The organism is Paraglaciecola arctica (assembly GCF_018861065.1).
Taxonomy (GTDB): domain Bacteria; phylum Pseudomonadota; class Gammaproteobacteria; order Enterobacterales; family Alteromonadaceae; genus Paraglaciecola; species Paraglaciecola arctica_B.
Genome location: NZ_JAHKQO010000036.1, coordinates 792,823 through 812,644, shown reverse-complemented (window position 1 = coordinate 812,644; position 19,822 = coordinate 792,823). Strand labels below are relative to the sequence as shown.

General features: G+C 39.9%; 20 protein-coding genes. 13 read left to right on the top strand and 7 right to left on the bottom strand.

Annotation, left to right across the window (positions count from 1 at the left end; genetic code table 11):
• Window positions 1-13: 13 nt before the first annotated feature.
• The 3 genes from spoT to gmk form a co-directional block, all read right to left on the bottom strand.
• The gene (gene spoT, locus KO534_RS16790; RefSeq protein ID WP_215931122.1) at window positions 14-2,128 is read right to left on the bottom strand and encodes a bifunctional GTP diphosphokinase/guanosine-3',5'-bis pyrophosphate 3'-pyrophosphohydrolase; all 2,115 of its coding nucleotides are present in this window, start codon (window positions 2,126-2,128) and stop codon (window positions 14-16) included.
• Between the two features lie 107 nt (window positions 2,129-2,235).
• Entirely contained in the window at window positions 2,236-2,508 is a 273-nt protein-coding gene (rpoZ, locus tag KO534_RS16785; RefSeq protein WP_215931120.1) for a DNA-directed RNA polymerase subunit omega, read from the bottom strand.
• An 83-nt stretch (window positions 2,509-2,591) separates the two neighbouring features.
• Window positions 2,592-3,236, bottom strand: a complete 645-nt coding sequence (gene gmk, locus KO534_RS16780) for a guanylate kinase (protein ID WP_215931118.1) — start codon at window positions 3,234-3,236, stop codon at window positions 2,592-2,594.
• Window positions 3,237-3,382: 146 nt separating this feature from the next.
• On the opposite strand from gmk, the gene cyaY reads away from it, so the two are divergent.
• The 12 genes from cyaY to KO534_RS16720 all read left to right on the top strand — a co-directional run bounded on the left by cyaY (window position 3,383) and on the right by KO534_RS16720 (window position 13,833).
• Window positions 3,383-3,700 carry an iron donor protein CyaY gene (gene cyaY / locus KO534_RS16775; RefSeq protein WP_215931116.1) on the top strand — a complete coding sequence of 106 codons (318 nt, stop codon included), beginning with the start codon at window positions 3,383-3,385 and terminating at the stop codon, window positions 3,698-3,700.
• Between the two features lie 21 nt (window positions 3,701-3,721).
• Window positions 3,722-4,393 carry an alpha/beta hydrolase gene (locus KO534_RS16770; RefSeq protein WP_215931114.1) on the top strand — a complete coding sequence of 224 codons (672 nt, stop codon included), beginning with the start codon at window positions 3,722-3,724 and terminating at the stop codon, window positions 4,391-4,393.
• A 292-nt stretch (window positions 4,394-4,685) separates the two neighbouring features.
• Window positions 4,686-5,156: a YHS domain-containing (seleno)protein gene (locus KO534_RS16765; protein ID WP_215931112.1), complete on the top strand. Its 471-nt coding sequence runs from the start codon at window positions 4,686-4,688 to the stop codon at window positions 5,154-5,156.
• Window positions 5,157-5,260: 104 nt separating this feature from the next.
• Window positions 5,261-5,656 (top strand): DUF2914 domain-containing protein, encoded by a 396-nt coding sequence (locus KO534_RS23775; protein WP_215931110.1) that lies wholly within the window; start codon window positions 5,261-5,263, stop codon window positions 5,654-5,656.
• 252 nt (window positions 5,657-5,908) lie between these two features.
• Window positions 5,909-6,604: a hypothetical protein gene (locus KO534_RS16755; RefSeq protein WP_215931108.1), complete on the top strand. Its 696-nt coding sequence runs from the start codon at window positions 5,909-5,911 to the stop codon at window positions 6,602-6,604.
• Between the two features lie 91 nt (window positions 6,605-6,695).
• Window positions 6,696-7,166, top strand: a complete 471-nt coding sequence (locus tag KO534_RS16750) for a GNAT family N-acetyltransferase (RefSeq protein WP_215931106.1) — start codon at window positions 6,696-6,698, stop codon at window positions 7,164-7,166.
• A gap of 66 nt (window positions 7,167-7,232) precedes the next feature.
• Window positions 7,233-8,162, top strand: a complete 930-nt coding sequence (gene hemC, locus KO534_RS16745; RefSeq protein WP_215931104.1) for a hydroxymethylbilane synthase — start codon at window positions 7,233-7,235, stop codon at window positions 8,160-8,162.
• A gap of 3 nt (window positions 8,163-8,165) precedes the next feature.
• Entirely contained in the window at window positions 8,166-8,921 is a 756-nt protein-coding gene (locus tag KO534_RS16740; protein ID WP_215931102.1) for a uroporphyrinogen-III synthase, read from the top strand.
• Window positions 8,922-10,247, top strand: coding sequence for a uroporphyrinogen-III C-methyltransferase (locus KO534_RS16735; protein ID WP_215931099.1), 1,326 nt, complete (start codon window positions 8,922-8,924; stop codon window positions 10,245-10,247).
• Between the two features lie 2 nt (window positions 10,248-10,249).
• Complete coding sequence (locus tag KO534_RS16730; RefSeq protein WP_215931096.1) at window positions 10,250-11,440, top strand: heme biosynthesis HemY N-terminal domain-containing protein; 1,191 nt, start codon at window positions 10,250-10,252, stop codon at window positions 11,438-11,440.
• A complete protein-coding gene (locus tag KO534_RS16725) occupies window positions 11,441-12,463 on the top strand; it encodes an MBL fold metallo-hydrolase (protein WP_215931094.1) in 1,023 nt (340 codons plus the stop codon).
• 155 nt (window positions 12,464-12,618) lie between these two features.
• Window positions 12,619-13,833, top strand: a complete 1,215-nt coding sequence (locus tag KO534_RS16720; protein ID WP_215931092.1) for a LysM peptidoglycan-binding domain-containing protein — start codon at window positions 12,619-12,621, stop codon at window positions 13,831-13,833.
• 76 nt (window positions 13,834-13,909) lie between these two features.
• On the opposite strand, the gene KO534_RS16715 is transcribed toward KO534_RS16720, so the two are convergent.
• From KO534_RS16715 to KO534_RS16705, 3 genes are read right to left on the bottom strand one after another with little or no spacing between them, the layout of a single operon-like run.
• On the bottom strand, window positions 13,910-14,836 hold the full coding sequence (locus KO534_RS16715; protein WP_215931090.1) for a hypothetical protein: 927 nt from the start codon (window positions 14,834-14,836) through the stop codon (window positions 13,910-13,912).
• Complete coding sequence (locus tag KO534_RS16710; protein WP_215931088.1) at window positions 14,833-15,810, bottom strand: polysaccharide deacetylase family protein; 978 nt, start codon at window positions 15,808-15,810, stop codon at window positions 14,833-14,835. Before KO534_RS16710 ends, KO534_RS16715 begins: the two co-directional genes overlap by 4 nt.
• Complete coding sequence (locus tag KO534_RS16705) at window positions 15,807-18,074, bottom strand: protein kinase domain-containing protein (RefSeq protein WP_215931086.1); 2,268 nt, start codon at window positions 18,072-18,074, stop codon at window positions 15,807-15,809. Before KO534_RS16705 ends, KO534_RS16710 begins: the two co-directional genes overlap by 4 nt.
• A gap of 229 nt (window positions 18,075-18,303) precedes the next feature.
• On the opposite strand from KO534_RS16705, the gene KO534_RS16700 reads away from it, so the two are divergent.
• Window positions 18,304-19,101, top strand: coding sequence for a PP2C family protein-serine/threonine phosphatase (locus KO534_RS16700; RefSeq protein WP_215931084.1), 798 nt, complete (start codon window positions 18,304-18,306; stop codon window positions 19,099-19,101).
• 16 nt (window positions 19,102-19,117) lie between these two features.
• Here the strand turns inward: KO534_RS16700 and tagF are convergent, their stop codons facing one another.
• Entirely contained in the window at window positions 19,118-19,813 is a 696-nt protein-coding gene (tagF, locus tag KO534_RS16695) for a type VI secretion system-associated protein TagF (RefSeq protein ID WP_215931082.1), read from the bottom strand.
• Window positions 19,814-19,822 lie beyond the last annotated feature (9 nt).

The following is a 19,822-nucleotide window of genomic DNA, read 5'->3' as shown; positions in this document are numbered from 1 at the left end:
GATTAGGGAATGCCTAATTTTGTTTGGCTTGACTGTGTCTAGATACCCGCTGCACTTCAGGCATAGTACGGATTTTACGCATAACATTAGCCAGTTGTAGCCGATTCTTAATGGTTAACTCAATATCTATATAATAAATGTTGCTTTCTTTTTCTTCTGTTTGTAATCCAACAATGTTGGAACCACAGCTTGCAACCCTATTGGTTAATGTTGCTAAGGTGCCTTGATTATTAATCAACTCTATTCGTAGCGCTCCATGAAAATTACCATGAACATCATCACCCCATTGCATGACCAATACTCTATGGGGTTCTTCTTTACTTAATTTACGAATATTACTGCAACCGGTTTGATGGATAGTCATGCCTTTGCCTGGACTTAAAATAGCAACAATTTCGTCATCAGGTATAGGGTGGCAGCATCTGGAATAGGAAACCAATAACCCTTCGGTGCCGCGAATAGCCACTTTATTTTGTTTATCGGACAGCTGAGTGTTGTCGCCTAATAAGCGTCGCGCGACTATTGCGCTAAGTTCGTTGCCTAAGCCAATATCCGCCAATAAATCCTCAAAATTATCGTGTTTTGTTTCGAGCACCACGCGGTCTATATCTGCTTGAGGCAGTTTATCTAGTTTGACTTTGCCCAAGGCATGTCTGAGTAAGCGATTACCCATCACCACGGCTTCTTCAGATCTTTGATTTTTCAAATAATGGCGAATACGAGCTCTTGCTTTGGCGCTGACGACGAAGTTAAGCCAATTCGCATTAGGTTTGGCTCTGGGTGAGGTAATTATCTCTACGGTTTGTCCGTTTTCTAATGGTTTGCTCAGTGAAAACGCTCGTCTTTCTACTTTTACACCTACACAAGAATTACCTATATCAGTATGTACCGCATAGGCAAAATCCACTGCAGTTGCGCCTAGTGGCAATTCGATAATTCTACCATCTGGTGTAAACACATAAATTTCGTCTGGAAATAAATCTGTTTTTACGTTTTCAATGAACTCAAATGAACTACTGGCACTTTGTTGTAGTTCAATTAACGACTGCATCCACTTTCGTGCTCGCACTTGGGCAGTGGTATCGTTACTATCTTTGCTATCTTTATACACCCAATGTGCTGCTACACCTTTGTCAGCCATTTGGTCCATGTCGTTGGTTCGTATTTGAATTTCGACAGGAATACCATGGGGACCAATAAGTGAAGTATGTAGTGATTGATAACCATTCGTCCGTGGGATAGCGATATAGTCTTTAAAACGGCTTTCAATAGGCTTGTATAATCCGTGCATGGCGCCTAATGCTCGGTAGCAGTGATCAACTGAATCTACTACTACTCTAAAAGCATAAATATCCATCACCTCGTTAAACATCAACTCTTTGTTTTTCATCTTGCGATAAATCGAATAGAGATGTTTTTCACGACCTGAAACTACCGCATTGATTGCTACCGAATTGAGCCGAGACTCCACTTCTTTGCGAGTGTTTTCAATGACTTCTTTACGATTGCCTCGGGCTTGTTTAACTGCTGATTTAAGAGCGCGATGCCGCATTGGATACATCGCTTGGAAACCTAAATCCTCTAACTCATTTTTTATATCGTGAATACCGAGTCGATGGGCAATTGGGGAGTAAATTTCTAATGTTTCTCGGGCAATACGACGACGTTTATCAGGCCGCAATGAACCTAAAGTACGCATATTATGGGTACGGTCGGCTAATTTGATTAAAATGACCCGGATATCTTGGACCATGGCCATCATCATTTTTCTAAAATTTTCTGCTTGGGCTTCTTGGGTACTACTAAAGTGAATTTTTTCTAATTTGCTGACACCTTCGACCAGTTCGCCTACCGTTTCGCTAAATTGACTGCTCAAATCTTCTTTATTGTGGTGGGTATCTTCAATGACATCATGTAATAACGCAGCCATAATCGTTTCATGGTCTAAACACATGTCGGCTAATATACCTGCTACCGCAACAGGATGAGTAATATATGGGTCACCGCTAGAGCGCATTTGCCCACTGTGGGCGTCTCTGGCTACAATGAAGGCTCGCTGAATTTCCGCTACCTTTTCGGGTGGCAGATAGGCTTCAAGTTTTTGTTTTAAACCCTCAAAAAGATACACTTTAAACGCTTATACAATGATTCATATGGCTTAAGAATACGGGGAATTTGGCGGGATGCCAACGGCTAAACATCAGATTGATGTAAAGCCGTCACAAAAAGAGAGATTTACTGCTCTTGTAGGATGTTTGCTACAGAAGTAAATTCGGCTTGATCTTGCGCTTCTTGATCGCGAATATTTTCTGCTTCTAGCGTATCTGCTGTTACTAAACCGAGTTCAATTTCTCGCAAAGCAACTACAGTAGGCTTATCTGTGCCACGTTCTACCAAAGGATCTTTACCTTCAATAGCAATTTGGCGAGCACGACGAGCAGCCACTAAAACTAAATCGAATCGGTTGCCAATTTTATCTACAGCATCTTCAACTGTTACGCGGGCCATGATGATCTCCGTCGGGTGGTTATATGAAAAAAAGGTCGCATAGTGTACTGATTAAAATGCAAGTTTAAAAGCTATTTGATCAATTATGATCCCAATAAATTATCAAATAATTTTTGGTGGCGAATAATTTGTTTCTCTTTGCGTAGTCTGCGAGTGGTTACTATCGCGTCTAGCTCAGATAATGCAGCAGAAAAATTATCATTTACCACGACAAAGTCAAATTCATGATAATGAGAAATTTCTGACACTGCTTTAGTCATACGTTGCTCAATGATTTCCGCTGAATCTTGTCCACGTTCGGTTAAACGTCTCTTCAACTCTCCCTTGGAAGGCGGCGCCACAAAAATGGTAGCCGTATCAGGTATTTGAGCTTTAACTTGACGCGCTCCTTGCCAATCAATATCAAGAAACACATCGATTCCTTGGCGTAAGGTTTCTTCTATGACAATTTTAGACGTGCCATAATAATTGCCAAACACCTCTGCATGTTCAAAAAAGGCCTGTTGTTCTATCAGTGACTCAAACTCTGCGTGGTCGACAAAATGATAATGTACCCCGTCAACTTCTCCGGGGCGTGGTGCTCTTGTAGTATGAGACACCGATACTTGCATCGCATTATTGTGTGCGTCTGTCGCTGGGTGTTTTTCTAGAAGGGCTTTGATTAAGCTAGATTTTCCGGCTCCTGATGGCGCCGCTAGAATAAATAAATTTCCAAGGGTTTGAGGCATTTTTTTGTCTTAAAGTGATTAATAATTTGTGTGGTGATTGGTTAGCAATGTTAGCATATTCTTATTATACGCAATATGCTGATGTGGATATCTAACCAAATAATCGTAAAATACCACTTCTCAGTAAAAATATGGGTGCAAGCAACATGAATGATAGTTTATATCATCAAATGACCGATGATTTGTTGATTGATATTGAACAAATGCTCGATGAGTGTGAAGTGGATATCGATTATGAGTCAGCGAGTAGCATACTCACAATGATTTTTCTAAATGGCTCAAAAATCATTATCAATAAACAACCTCCATTACATCAATTATGGGTGGCGACTAAATATAATGGCCATCACTTTAATTTTCAGAATGAGCAGTGGATAGATGAGCGCACTGGCGTAGAGTTTTGGTCGTTTCTTGATGATGCTGTGTCTAAACAAGCAGAAGCAGACGTCAAACTTAGAAAATAACCTAGCAACGAGAATACGTAAATGAGTCAACAAGCTTTACCCTATGTAGAAGTTAACCCTGATGTTAAAGCAAAAGCCACTGTAATATGGCTTCATGGCTTAGGTGATTCGGGAAACGGGTTTGCTCCTATAGTGCCGGATCTAAAATTACCCAGTGAATTAGGGATTAGGTTTGTGTTTCCACATGCGCCTACCCGCCCAGTCACTATCAATAATGGTATGTTGATGCGTGCTTGGTACGATATTACAAGCTTGGACTTCAACCACAGGGCAGATAGCCAAGGGGTAAAAGAGTCGTCTGCTTTTGTCGCAAATTTAATTGAGCAGGAAATTGCTCAAGGGATCCCCGCTAACAAGATAGTGTTAGCGGGATTTTCACAGGGTGGTGTTATAGCGCTACATCTCGGTACACGCTATGAGAAAACATTGGCAGGTATTATGTCTATGTCGAGCTATATGAGTGAGCCAGAAAAGCTAAAAGAAGAGGCGCATAGTGCAAACAAAAATACGCCGATTTTTGTGGCCCACGGGTCTCACGATGATGTGGTTCCCGTTTTTATGGGTAACGCCGCATTTAAAGTATTACAAAGTAACGGTTACCAAGTCACATGGCACGAATATGCAATGCAGCATAACGTGTGTATGCAGCAGCTAAATGATATTTCAAGCTGGTTACAGGAAAAATTAGCATAATTTACTGTAGGGCGTGTGATACTTTTTTACGTTATTTTGAATGATTTTTTACTTAAGTTTGCAAAATGGATGCAAATATCTCTCCGTAAAACTCAACCGCAGCAGCTAACATTTTAAGCTGTTGCGGTAACTATAAGTCGCGCAAAATAATCAATGGGTAGTTCCATGACGATTTTCAAAGCGTCACTTTTTGACACCAAAATCCCTCCACCAAAAATTAAGATGAAAGTTTACTTATCGTTATCCGGTTTAGTCTCACAAGAATTATTGAAATTAGCGGATTGAGAATTTAATGCATAAATTGATGAAATATTTAGTGGCAACGATTTTTACACTTGTAACTTTACCTGCTTTAGCGTTAGACGATGCGGTGAATACAGGGTTCTTTAACAACACTGCGATTGAAGGTTACGATACTGTTGCGTATTTTACCCAAGGAAAACCAGTCGAAGGCAATAAGAAGTTTCAAGTATTATGGCGCGATGCTAACTGGCGTTTCTCTAGCCAAAAGAATCTAGAATTATTTAAACAAAATCCTGAAATGTACGCAGCTCAATACGGTGGTTATTGTGCTTGGGCAATGGCTGATAGCAAAACTGCTGGTATTGATCCTAACGCTTGGCATATCGAAGACGGAAAATTGTATTTGAACTATAACCAAGAAATAAAAAAAGATTGGCTTTTAACCATAGATGCAGACATCGTTTCTGCGAATAAATATTATTCTGAAATTACCAATGTGAAAAAATACCAAGACAACTAAATTAAGTTTTCACAAATCTCAGCCCGTAAATTCGGGCTTTTTTTTGGACAAAAAAAAGTGCAGAGTTAATAACTTACGCACCTAAGCATATTTTGGAGAACACGGTGAAAAAATTCTCGCTGCTATTAATGATTTTATCGTTGGGAATATTTAGTCAATATACAATGGCACAGGTAGAGCGTAGTCAATTGACTAGTAGTATTGAAAATAGAGAGCCCACTGACGATCTTGAGGGGGTGGTGCAGGGGCATGTTGATGAGATGAAGCGCGTTTACTTTTTCACCCAAGTATCTGGACTCGCTAATAAACAGATTATTCACAGATGGTTGTATCAAGGTGAAGAGAAAGCGGCCGTCGTATTAAATATTGGTAGTGATAATTGGCGTACTTATTCGAGCAAGCGCCTACCCAGAGATTGGCAAGGAAAATGGCAAGTGCAGGTATGGCAGGGGGATTTAATGTTAATTACCCATCATTTCGAAGTGGATTATTCTAAATAGTTAAAAATAGTCAGTTTTAATCGGGCCGTAATTTAGTCAAATGGCGCAGTTGGTTTGGTTTATCGAGTCGCTCTAAATACAAGGGGCTGTTCAATAACTAACCAGATGAGAGTATGCTTTAACTTTATTGTCTAATTTGAGATTCCTGACTTGGTATTTAACTTAAGCAAGAGCAATAGTAATATTTTGCCTTGCGTTGTTTTCTATATTTATTTTCTGTGTACAAGTCCTTTGGCTAGTGCTGGAAATTTTGTGATTGGTGTCGAAGACCTAAGCTATTACCCTTATTATGATTTCGCTTCTAACAACACGTCTTTTTCAAAAGTCATTTTTGACCGGTTTGCCCAGGAAAATGGACACCAGATAAGTTACCTGCCGCTACCCATCAAACAGTTTCCTAAATGGTTGTACGAAGAAAATATAGATTTTAAATTTCCAGATAATGTTAGGTGGCAGCAAAGAAATAACGAGCATCATCTGCCTATATATTTTAGTGATGAGGTTGTGGCTATGACCGCTGGGACTTTAGTACTGGCTAAAAACAAAGATAAAGATCCCGATTTCTTTAAGACCATTGGCATCATTGCAGGTTTTTTTCCTACTCTTTGGGCAAAAAAAATCGAGCAGGGCAAGGTTAAGCTCTATGAAGACTCAAGTTCCAAAATATTGGTTAAACATCTTGTAAACGGTTTATTAGATGGTTTAGATATTGATCTTGCGGTCGCAAATGCGGGATTACAAAGTTTGCAAATTCAACAACCTTTGGTGGTCAGCGAAAAACTGCCTAAGCAAATTTTTGCGTACCAAATTTCCACAGTTAAATACCCAGAAATTATTGAACAGTTTAACCAATGGTTAGTGAAACGACGTGAATATGTAGAATCTGTTAAGGCGCAGTTTGGAATTTTGACAATTGAACCACGCCAAGTTAACAACCAAAATCCATAAGTTTTCTGATCAAATAAAATTTCTAATTTAAATATAATTAGGCTTTTAGTTGGGAAGTTTTTAACCTTTCTGATTTTAACGAGATAGCGAGATGACAATAAGTGTAATTAGAAGCGCTAAAGTACAAGAGGCGCAATTACTTAGTGATTTAGCGCTCCGTTCAAAAGGACACTGGGGATACGATGCCGATTTCTTATTGAATTGCAAAACAGAATTAACCTACGATCCAAGCCAGCTGTTATCACCAACATATAGTTTTAAGATAGCGGAGCTAAAACAACAGTATATTGCTGGCTTTTTTGCTTTGAATTTTTTGCAGCCTGAGTTTCCTGAACTCGAAGCTTTATTTATCGACCCAGAATTTATCGGACGAGGATGGGGAAAAAGACTGCTAGACGCCGCTGTCTCTGTGGCACAACACCACCAAGCGCAACGTATAAAAATACAAAGTGATCCCTTCGCTGAGGATTTTTATCTCGCAAATGGCGCCATAAAAGTAGGTGAAACTGAATCTCAAAGTATTCAGGGACGCTTTTTGCCTTTACTTGAAATTTGTCTTTAGCCAAGTACTCAAATTACTCGTCTTTCTGGTAACATGTATCGAGTAATTTTTAGTTCAGGAAGTTTCATGTCAACACGCATTATCCGTATCGCAACACGAAAAAGTGCTTTAGCGTTATGGCAAGCCGAATACGTCAAAGCGGCGCTACTCAACGCCCATAAAAATCTGCAGGTAGAGCTCGTTCCTATGTCGACTAAAGGTGACAAGATCCTAGATACCCCTTTAGCTAAAATAGGGGGGAAAGGCTTGTTTATTAAAGAGTTAGAAGTGGCCATGACTGAAGGTCGTGCAGATATTGCCGTTCATTCTATGAAAGATGTACCTATGGCTTTCCCAGAAGGGTTTGGATTGCATGCTATTTGTGAACGAGAAAACCCGTTTGATGCCTTTGTATCTAATCACTTTAATTCACTCCAAGAGCTACCCCAAAATGCTGTTGTAGGGACCTCAAGTTTAAGACGTCAGTGTCAAATACGGAAAATTAGACCCGATCTGGTGATCAAAGATTTGCGCGGCAACGTTAATACCAGATTAAGTAAACTTGATGCAGGGGAATACGATGCGATAGTGTTAGCTGCGGCAGGTTTGATACGACTGGGTATGCAACAACGTATTCAATCCGAGATTCCTGCACAATTATCACTACCAGCGGTGGGGCAAGGAGCAGTAGGCATTGAGTGTCGCAATGATGACGCTGAATTGATTAACTTGTTAGCGCCATTGAATCACACTGAAACCGCCATTCGAGTCAAAGCAGAGCGCGCTATGAACGCCAAACTAAACGGTGGTTGCCAAGTGCCAATCGGCAGTTTTGCTGAGTTAAATGGACCACATATCACGCTGCGAGGATTAGTTGGCTCGGTCGATGGCAAAGTATTGTTGCATGCGAAACATACTGATGTGCTTGAAAACGCCGAAACTTTGGGTGAACACGTTGCTCAGTTGTTACTTGAGCAGGGGGCAGGGGATATCCTCAGCGCGTTATATGCGGGTTAAGTTGTGACCTTTTTGTTACTTAGACCTCAAGCTAAATGTCAAGCTAGTGCGCAAGCATTTAATATAGCGAAGTTGCCAGCTGTGGCTTGTGGATTGATTGATACTGTTTTAGATAACGACTGTATTGCTGAATTACCTTTAAGAATTGCTGATTTGCGCAATTTAGCAGCAACAGAAATCTATATAGTGGTGACAAGTACCGTGGCGGCGCAACAATGTGTGCTGCTGAAAAATCAATGGCCCGCAAATGTATGCTTTTTCGCAGTTGGCGCTAGCACCGGAAATATTTTACAAAAAGCTGGTTTTGACACGATTGTTCCACAAGCGCCTAGAACTGAAGGTTTGCTTAACCTTGCAGAGCTTAACGATGTGGTTGACAAAAATATTGTTATCATGAAAGGTTTCGGTGGTAGAGAACTGCTTCGCGATACTTTGACAAGCCGCGGTGCAATTGTCTTGGAATGGGAAGTGTATAAAAGGGTTAAACTAGACTTTCCAGTTTGCACACAAGGCTGGCAACAGGACCAAATCCGTTGCATTATTGCTACCAGTGGCGAAGTTATTCAGGCTGCCTTTGAGTATTTTGAGACAAATTGGCTGCAGAAGTTAAACTGGATAGTGGTAAGCCAAAGAACTGCAGATATAGCATCTAAACTGGGTGTGTCCCAAATAAGTATTAGCCGAGACGCCAGTGACCAGGCCCTAATTCAATGCGCAAAACAGTTGATTGCCCGCGCAAGACATTCTTCGGAGCATTAAATGGCAGATGAGAACAAGTTAACCCCGTCAGATGAAGCAAAACTGATAGCGTTAGAAAAACAATTAGCTAAAGAAAAAACGGCTAATCCGTCCGTAAAAGAAGAGTCGGCCGCAACATCTAGCAATAAAACTACACCTAAGCAGCCTGCACACTTTGCTGCAACAGAAAAGAAACAAGCTAGCGTTAAACCCAACAAAAGTGACGCATCACAAGGTAACTCAAAATTGGCACCGAAAAACAAAACAGGCTTTTTGTGGTTCTTCACTATCGTCAATTTACTGGTGCTGGTGGCCGTTCTTGGCGCTGGTTATTGGGCTTGGATGCAATGGCAGGTTCAAAGCCAACAACAACTTGATGCTTCAGTTGCTCAGCAAACTAGTATGGAGCAACGGCAACAAAGTATGCGACAGCAGCGGCTTAGTTTGGAACAACAACAAAATGATATTGCTGAATCTATCGCCTCTAATCAACTTGCCAAGAGGGATTTGCAACAGCAAAATCAAAGTTTGCAAACTAGCTTACAGAACTTAACCGAACAGCTGCAAGTTACCAGTGCACAAGTTCAAACTAATCAACGAAATTTGGCTGATATCTCCGGTCGTAGGCCGGCTGATTGGTTGTTAGCGGAGGCTGACTATCTAATTCGAATCGCTGGACGAAAACTGTGGTTAGAGCATGATGTAAAAACTGCAATGATGATGTTGGAATCAGCAGATAGTCGAATTCAAGATCTAGACGATCCCAGTTTGTTACCTTTACGGTCTATGATTGCTGAGGATTTACTGGCTTTACAACAAGTAAACCAGGTTTCAAGCAGTTCAATTGCAATCGCGATAGGGGCCATGATTAATCAAGTAGACAATCTACCTTTGGCGTTCTTTCAAAGGCCAGAAGCTGAGGTTGTTGACGATAGCATCACTGAGTCTATCGGTGATTGGCGAGCAAATTTAGCGCGTAATTGGAGAGAAGCAACTAAAAACTTTTTCAGCTTTAAAAAGGTGACTACCGAAATTAAACCGTTTATGTCGGAACAACAGCAATGGTTAGCCAAAGCGCAACTTAAGTTTGCATTATTGCAGGCACAAGTGGCGGTGTTACAAGAACAGCCAGCCGTTTATCAACAGGTATTGCAAACCGCGCAGAATACATTAATTGAATCTTTTGATATGAAAAAAGACGGGGTAGTGCGCTTTTCTGAAAGTTTAAGTCAGCTACAAGCAACCGACTTTGAAAAAAATTATCCTCAACAATTTAAAGTCACACCTTTAATAAAAGCTCTAATCGAAGAGCGCTTAGAAAGTCGTTTTGTGAACGGAAGTAATTAATCATGAGGCAATTAATAAGAATATTTTTGGTTTTGGTTATTTTGCTTATTAGTGTAGTGATTGCGGCGATGATATTTGATGATAGTGGCTACGTTATGGTCGAATTTAACGGTTGGGTCGCTGAAATGAATGTTTGGTCACTTTGCCTATCTCTGATTGCTATTTTTGTCGGACTTATGTTAATAAATTTATTGGTCAAAGCCTCTTTGGCAGCAGCCTCTGGCTCAAAGAACTGGCTTGGGAATTGGGGGAGTCGTAAAAAACAAAGAGCCTTTACCGCTGGTTTAATTGCAATGGCTGAAACCAATTATTTGATTGCTAGAGACAACTTCAAAAAAATAGAAAATGAAGACTTCGATGGCATCAATCTACTCGCTGCCGCTGACGCAGAGGTTCAACTAGGCAATTTAGAGAAAGCCAAAAGTTATTGGCGTATGGCTAAAACCTATGAAAAATCTGCTTTGGCAGCGAATTTGTGTTTAATTCGAGACGCTTTACAGCACTATCGGTCAGATGAGGCGCTAGAGCTGATCCACACTCTAAGTGAAAAACAACAGGCACAAACACCAGTATTAAGACTTTGGGCGCAAGCGTTAACCCAGGCAAACAAGTGGCAAGAATTGAAAGACAGGTTAAAAGGATGGAAGAAAGCTCTTGGTGATGATTACGACGTGCTAATGCAACAAGCCTCTAAAGGTAACTTTGCTGAAATAGCCAGTAAAGAAGGAGCGGAACAACTAAAAAGGAACTGGCAATCGTTACCACGTGCCACTCGAAAAGATCCAGCTCAACAAGCTGCGTACACACAAATGCTTATTGACCAAGGAATGCACTTCGATGCTGAGCAAGCCTTACTGGAGTTTCAATCGTCTTCACCGCATCCCTTATTAGTGCCTCTGTTTAAACAAATAAAATTGCCGAATCCATCGGGAGCAATAAAGAAACTCGAAAGTTGGATAAAGAATGACGACCTGAATGTCGAACTGTTATCAACGCTCGGTCATATTGCGTTTAATGCAAATGACAAACTTTTAGCAGAAAAAGCCTTAGCGAAGGCAATTAAGTTAGGTAATCGACAGGAAGATTTAGTTTTGATGTCGAGTATCAAAGAATCACAGGACGATCAAAAACAAGCGTTAACCTTATATAAACAAAGCGTTGAAACTCAAACAACCCAAGCTAAGGTTAAGTGATTGCAACCTAATAGACATATATTATTTATCGCAGTATTAATAATATCGTTTCAACTGCATGGAAAACAAACGTCTGTTAGTTCTAATCCAGAGACGAAAGGCGTATTTGAACTTGTTACTTTGGGCAGTACAGGTGGAATTCAAGATGGCAATCTCAGTGCTTTCTTACTAAGAACTTTATCTGAACCTAATTACATTGCCCTAGACGCAGGTACATTGACTAACGGTATCAACGTTGCGCTCAGTAATAATGCTTTTGAAAATCTCCCTATGCAGACAGATAATACTTTGTCTACAACAGGTAAAATTTTACATCATCACATTAAAGGTTATTTGATTAGCCATGGCCACCTAGATCATGTGGCTGGTTTATTGGTTGCTTCACCTGAAGATAACAACAAACCGATCTACGGGCTGAAGTCGGTCAACCAAACGATGAGCGATACTTATTTTAATTGGCAAGCCTGGGCTAATTTTACCGATAGAGGCAAACCACCCTTGTTAAATAAGTACCAGGTTATAGATTTAGTGCCTCAGCAAACTACGAACCTCAAAGGTACCCAACTAAAAGTCAAAGCATTCAGTTTAAGCCATCCCTTAGAATCAACGGCATTTGTGATTGAATATGAAGATAATCTGTTTGTATATTTTGGTGACACTGGTCCAGATAAAGTCGAAAAGCAAGGAAAGCTCGCTGTCGTTTGGGAATATTTAGCTAAGCAAATGCGAACCAAAAAGCTTAGAGGGGTAGTTATAGAAGTCTCGTTTGCTAACGATCAACCGGATAATTTACTATTTGGTCACCTTACCCCTAAATGGCTATTGTCAGAAATGCATTATTTCTATTCATTAGTTGCCGACAAGCAGCAAATTAAGGATATGAAGGTTATCATCAGCCATATTAAATACAGCCTAAAAAGTGGTACTAATCCAAGACTTAAAATTCAACAAGAATTGAATCAAGGAAATACCCATGGTTTGAAGTTTATACTTGCCAAACAAGGACAACTCCTTATATTGTAGAATATATTTATCATATTATTTTCAAGATGTTACCAATTAGTTGGCAAAATTCAGATGGAAAAACATGCTTGACGATTACAATTGTATTAAACTGCTTCGTGCCGAGAAACTTATGATTATCGACGACTGTTTCTTATATTTTTCAGGGGTTATAAATGATTAGTTGTATGGACAATAAAATAAAATTATCAGCTGCTGTTTTAGTAGCTGGACTAGTTTTATCAGGATGTGGTGGTACTGGAGGAGGTACAGCTGGAAAAACAACTTCAACAGAGGTCAATAAAACTAAGGGAGTTCAGAACAATAAAATTTACGTAGCTGAAGTCGGTTTGACTCCCAGACAACGCTTTAGTAAAGCATTAGAAAAGCTCGAAAATGGCGAAGATGGTCAGGCGTTGGCAGAACTAAACGCATATTTAGAAGCGGTTCCTAGAAGTAATAGTGCGAGAAACTTGGTGGCACAAATTTCAACTGACTCAAGTCAATATTTTCCTGCAGAACATTTCAAAGTAAATTTAACCTCAGGCACTAGTCTATCTACACTAGCAAAAAAATACTTAGGTTCAGCACTAAAGTTTTATGCATTAGCTAAATACAATAATATTGCTAACCCTAGTCGTGTGAATATAGGGCAAGAAATTAAAATCCCAATGACACAGCTGGCTAGAGCGCAACGTGACAAAGACGCAGCCCAAGAACTTGAAACTCCTAGCGTAGACAATGAAGATGCTAGTGTTGATTTAGCAATGCAAGAAGAAATCAATGAGCTAGAAGAATCTGCTGAAGCGGTTGAGGATTTAGTCGAGTCCTCTGAAATACCAGTTGAAGAGGCAGTATTGGAAGAAGTTATTCCAATAGCCCCAGCAGAAACAGCGGAGTCGGCCTTAAGTGATCTAAAAGAATTGGCTCAAAATATGGATTATCAAGCTGCAATTGAAAAGTTAGCGACGCTAAGTACTTTTGGTAAACTAAGTAATGAAAGTAGAGATCTGGCTATATCAACATATATTGGACGAGCCAAAGAAATTGCTGAAACAGATAATGTGTTAGCTGCCACATATTTTGAAAAAGCGGGGCAACTAAATCTACAAAAAGAAGAACCCTTTAGTGCTTTCGAAAACTTCAAAATGGCCACAGATCTAGACGATCAAAATGACCAAGCGATGGAAGAAATGTTGGTATTGCAAAAAGAAATCGCTGATAAATACCACAGAGAGGCATCATCAGCATTTCGACGTCAAGAACTCGATTTAGCAATTGAAAAATGGGATATGGTTTTGAAGGTAAACCCAGACCATTCAAGTGCTAAGTTATATCGGGCACAAGCCTTAGAGCTAAAAGAAAAATTGGATAACCTCAATCGAAATTAGAGCCCTCAGCGGGACAAGAGCCCTCAGCGAGTAAAGAATCTTCGTCTAAAGTAGACTCTTTACTCGCATAACACCCTCAATCAGAATTAGAATCAAGCTTCTGGATTTTCAGTAAATTCTCTCTAATCTTTATGGCTCGCTGCATTAGTTGGCGAGCCTTAACGTTGTTGGGCTGATATTTTAGTGATTGTTCGAAGTAATTAATTGCTTCATCTAAGTCCGTTTTAAAAACTTGATTAGCTAATTTCAAATACCTATTGGCAATAAGCCCAGACAGCTGATCTGTTTTCTTTTGGAGGTTGGGTAACTTTTGACCTTTAACTGCAGCTACTTGCAATGCTTGTTTAAAGAACTTGATAGCTTGCTTTGTATTGTTGCGTTTTTGTTGTTCCTCTCCTAATTTCGAATACGCTAATATTCGATATTCGTTTGGAAGCGGGTGTTTAGGATAGGTGTTTTCAAACTTATCAGCTAGTTGCAATAATTCTTGATATTTCTTATCAGAAACGTACTGCTTTCCCTGTTCAATGTAGTTATTGAGCTGGATTGAAATTTTAGCTTCTTGCTGTGTTTCAATAAAATACTTCTTAATGTTTTCTGTTTTTGAACTGGCTTTCTGATATGCGTAGTTCCATTCAAACTGCCGTAACTCTTCGATCGCTATTTGATTATTAGGGTCTAAGGCTAATATTTTTAGGTAGACCTTGCGCTCCAAATCTTGATCTCCCGAAGCCTTAGCTTTATCTAGAACCGCTAATTGCCGAATGACGCCATCTGATATAAGAAGCTCAAGTCGAAGTATATTTTGTTTGACCACTTCGTCGTCAGGATAGGCTATCTGCAAAATTTTCCACTGTACCAATGCCTCTGCATAACGTTGCTCTTCTTCTAAGGCATTAGCAAGAGGACTGCGTTGTTCAAACATTGCATTGTTATCAACAAAGTTTGTGTTACATGAACAACAAAGTACTATGGTGGCTACGCAGACGATTCGCTCAATCATTTCAGCGTCACAGTTCTATATACATCGAGACTTTTCTTGAATGTATTTAAACTATCTCCTCCATATATCATGGTTCTATGCAATAAATATGGGGCCGAAAACGAAGGGTTGCTACCTTTATGTACAGTGACTGCAAGTTCGTAATCGTTTTGTTTTAGCAGTTCAACGACTCGTAAACTGCTATTCCCATAGGGGTAAGCAAAGTGGTTAAATTTTTGTTTAGTTTTTCGAACCAATACTTTTTCAGCACCTTCTACTTCGATTTTTAGGCGAGCTAAATAATCCTCTTCTGATTCGCCAAGTGGTAATGGAGATAAACTGTCATGGGATTTTGAGTGGGATTGTATGTCTACCAAAGGTGAATTACTGAGGTATGTTATATCTTGCCATTTGAGCGCTCGCCCGGCTCCAATAAAGTCAGGATACACAAACATTGTAGAGGGGAAGTTGTATTTTTTGAGAATGGGATAAGCTACTTCTAGATAACTCCTATAACCATCATCTATGGTTATTACAACAGACTTCTTAGGTAGTTCTTTTTCACCACTGATAAACTCACCCAAGTCGCTTAGCGCTAGTACTTTATAACCATTAGAGGCAAGGTAGTCCATCTGCTGCTCAAAGTCTGCGCGGGGTACAACCATCTTATTTTTGCTTTTACTATCTTCAGTAAATTGGTGATAACACAGAACCGGTACACGTTGGTAGCCGTCAACAAAAACACCAGAACTATTGATCACTTTTTTAGGAATCGCTATATAGCTACCTGAAGAGATAGTTGTTTGCGGATTATATCTTTCGAGAATTTCTGTGTATTGTTTTCCTCCTAAAAACTCTTCCGCAAGCGACCCGAACGTATCATTATTATCTGTCTGTAAAACGATAAAATCATCGTTACTTGCTACTATTTGCCGTTCTACAGTTGAACAGCCAAATAACAAAATAGGCAAAAATACGATTAGAAAATATCTCAACTTTTAGCACTCTGGTCAGAATCAGCAATCGCGTCCTTAGTTGCAGCGTCTTCAGTTTTTACTTTAGCCTTGGCGGGCTTTCGAGGAGTTCTGCGTTTTGCTGGCGGCTTTTTAGTTGGAAGTGGAATTTCTTGCTCCGTAGAGCTAACTTCTGCATCGATTTTTTCAGATTTGCTATCTGCGGTGCTTGGTTCTACTTTTACATCGTCGCTTTTCGTCGATTCGCTTTTCATAATAATTTGGCTAGAAGCGATAACTGTCTGATCAGGATTTTCTTCAATCACAGACTCAGTATCCGGGGTTTCGCCTTGAGGTTCTTTTGGTGGATTCTTTTCATCGGACTCATTTGACGCAATATCTAGATTGATCTGGCTACTGGAAATGATGGTTCTATCAGCGTCAGCATCTGCCACAGAGTCAATATTAGACTGAACCTCAGAAACTTCAGTCGGCTCAATATTTTCCTGTGCTTTTGGTATCGCATCCTGATTAGGTTTGTTTACTAGGTCAATTTGACTGTTGGAAATCACAGTTTCATCTGGCCCTAAATCTGCTGATTCACTTTCTTGCTTCTCAACTTCTTTAACCTCAGCTTCCGAAGCATGTGAACCAGTATCATCCGGTTTATCTGCGGTGACCCCTGTCTTATCTATACCAGTCTGTGCTAACTCATCGGTAACTTCTGTGTATCTATCTTGAATCGCAGCTGCCATATTATTAAAGCAGTCAAAAACTTCACCTATCTCATCATTTCGTGTCAAAGATATTCTGGTGTCTAAATTACCTGCCGCAAACCCCTTCAAAGATTGGTTTAATACTTTAAACGGTCGAGCGATTAACCCACCAAAAATAAACATCACAACAGCAACTGAAGAGGTAGTAATCAAGGCTAGAATAAACATCAAAGAACCAGTAATACTCTTAACCTCATCCAAGCCATCTTGAGACAACCCTAATATTATTTGACCCACTTCAGTGCTTTGAAACAAAATTGGAGTTCGTATATTAAAGATATTCTTACCATCAGCTGTTTCAGTGCTGGTTGTATGCACGTCTTCCGTTTCACTGACTAGTACATCATTTTCATTGGGTTGGTATATCTTACCTACTAAGGTGTTATCACTTGCGCCACGAACAATTCCTGATCTGTCAGTTACTATCAAATAGGAAAAAGTGTCTCTACTCGCGGCATCACCAATAAAGGTTTCTAAGGAAATCCAATCTTCGCTCAGTATGGGTATCGCGGTTTCTGTAGAAATAAATTTTGCAAACGAAGCACCAGAATCAACCGCTTGTTTAGTCATCGCCTTAGATTGCATGTTAAATACAATGTTGATGCTAATAAATGATACCAAGCCCACAATTGCACCAACAGACAAGGTCCAACGTATTTTTAAAGGGATATATTTATGTTTCTTTTGTTCGGCTTGTTGGTCGCTTAAAGTGCTTAATTCTTTGCCCAATGCCTCTGCTAGTTTGTTTCCGGTTTGGAATCGCTTATCAGGAGACTTTTGTAGTAATTTTTGAATTATCTGACGAACGCCAGCAGGAATTTCGGGGCAAAGAGTTTTTAGCGGCTCAGGTTGTTTTTGAGCGATCTGTATCATCAGTGTGGCCATATTACCGGCGTCAAATGCTTTGTTTCCGCTAAGCATTTCGTACATGATTGTGCCTACCGAGAATAAATCCGAACGACCGTCAACAGGATTACCTAAAGCCTGTTCTGGTGACATGTAACGTGGCGTTCCTAACACAGAGCCAACCTGAGTCTTTTGAGATTCTTCAGTTTCGTTCATTCTTGCTATGCCGAAATCTGCAACTTTAATGGACTCGCCATCGGGCATAACAATAATATTATCGGGTTTAATATCGCGATGAATGATTCCTGATTTATGGGCATAATCAAGAGATTTAGCCAATTGTAATGCGATAATCAGGGTTTGCTTGAGTGAAAGTTTCTTCTCCTTTTTAAGTACTTCACCTAAGTCGCTGCCGTCTAACAACTCCATCATAATATACGGAGCGTTTTCAAATTTACCTACATCATAAACGGTCACAATCCCGGAGTGTGAAAGTGCCCCGGCGGCTTTTGCTTCACGTAAAAATCGTGATAAATACTCTTCATCTACGCAGTGATCTTCTTTGAGTACTTTAAAAGCAACTGAACGGTTAATTTCGGGATCGTAGGCTCTGTAGACTTTAGCCATAGCTCCTTCACCAATCATTTCCTTGATTTCATAGCGCCCAATTGTTTTGTTCAACATGTTTTCTTCCACTAAGCGACCTTCTATTTTGAGAATTAATGCAAGAATGGCTTCAATATTTAAGAAAATTCGTGCAGAATTTGTACTTTAGTCTACCTAGAAAAATACCAGCAATCAAAGACATTTGTATCTATAATGACTCGAGTTTGTTTGAGGAAGAAGTTAGGACGACTTAGCTGTTCGAAACCTGTAAAGTGATTTATATTTGGCTGCACTGGAAACAAAAATTATGCTTGAACGTTCATGGAAATCGGTTGGGAAAACAGATATTGGTACTATTCGAAAAGTTAACGAAGACGGATATCTAGACAGTTCTCAACAAGGCATGTGGTGCGTTGCTGACGGTATGGGCGGGCATGCTAAAGGTGATGTCGCTAGCAAAATGATTGTCGATAGTTTGCGAGATATTGCTGATTCAAATAGCTACCCTTTGGCTACGCAGCAAATCATGCATGTATTACAGGACGTCAATACACGTTTAGTGTCGATGGCGAGTGAAAAGCAGGCTGTTATCGGCAGTACAGTAGTGGTTCTGGTTTTTGACCATCAATTCGCCCATTGTATTTGGGCAGGCGATAGCCGCATTTATCGCGTTCGTAATAATAAACTCACGCGACTTACACAAGACCATAGCCAAGTAGAAGAGTTAGTCCAAAAAGGACTTTTAACCCCTGAAGAAGCTGAGCGTCATCCAAATGCTAATGTGATTACCAGAGCGGTTGGTGCGAGTGACGAGCTAGACTTGGATATAGTGAGCGATGTCAGGCTTGACGGGGATAAATATTTTTTATGTAGTGATGGACTAAATAAAGTCATTGATGATGCTGAGATTGAGCAACTGTTGCTTACAACACCATTAGAATCTATTGCTCCCCTATTGATTAAAACTTCATTAGAGCGTAATGCTCGAGATAACGTTACGGTTATTGTAGTGGATAATCAACAGTCGTTGGAGATTGTTGATGGAAGTGAAAATATCCATTCCAACTTTTCAAATTTGGACGATACCTTACCCTTAAGTCGATGAACTGCTAGAGCTGTAACTAGCTCTCTTGGTTCTCACCGGCAATTAAGAAAGAGTAATAATTGTCGGTAGGTGGCATTCCAGAAAAATAGCGTATTTGAGGATCTACACCTTCAGTATTTCCCATCGACCAAATCGACATATTGACATTTTTCTCTCTCATCAATACCTCTAAAAATGACTCGTTACCCAATGTGAAATCAAGAGCATCAATCTCGGTTATACATGCTAACTCCATTACTGAGCTCACTGTTTTCAATGGTGCACTTAGACAGTTAGATTCTTGCACGCTTTCATAGATTTCATTTAGGACACTGGTTATTTCGTCAAGATCCGGTTTAGTATTTTCTAATAAGCTTAAAGCAAAGTCTTCTCCAATTTCATGAATAAGATCTATTTTTCGAGCCATTACAAAAGGATTGACTTGTGAGTCTGCTTGGCAAACCACTGTAAAAGGGTAGCAGCGCCCAGCTTTGTCTACACTTGGCATAATAAAGCCAGCTACCGTTGTTTGGCTAGCCGAATCTTGGTTAATAACAAAGCGCCATATCGGGCTATTAAAGTAACTGGTCCTCCAGGAGTCGCCTAATTGTTCGCGAGATGAACTAAGAGACTGCAATACCCAATTATCCCAATATTTTATGAACTCGGGACATACATTGCGCTGTATAAAATCACCATAACCTGGGAGTTTTCCAAAATATCCAATTTTCATTTTATATCA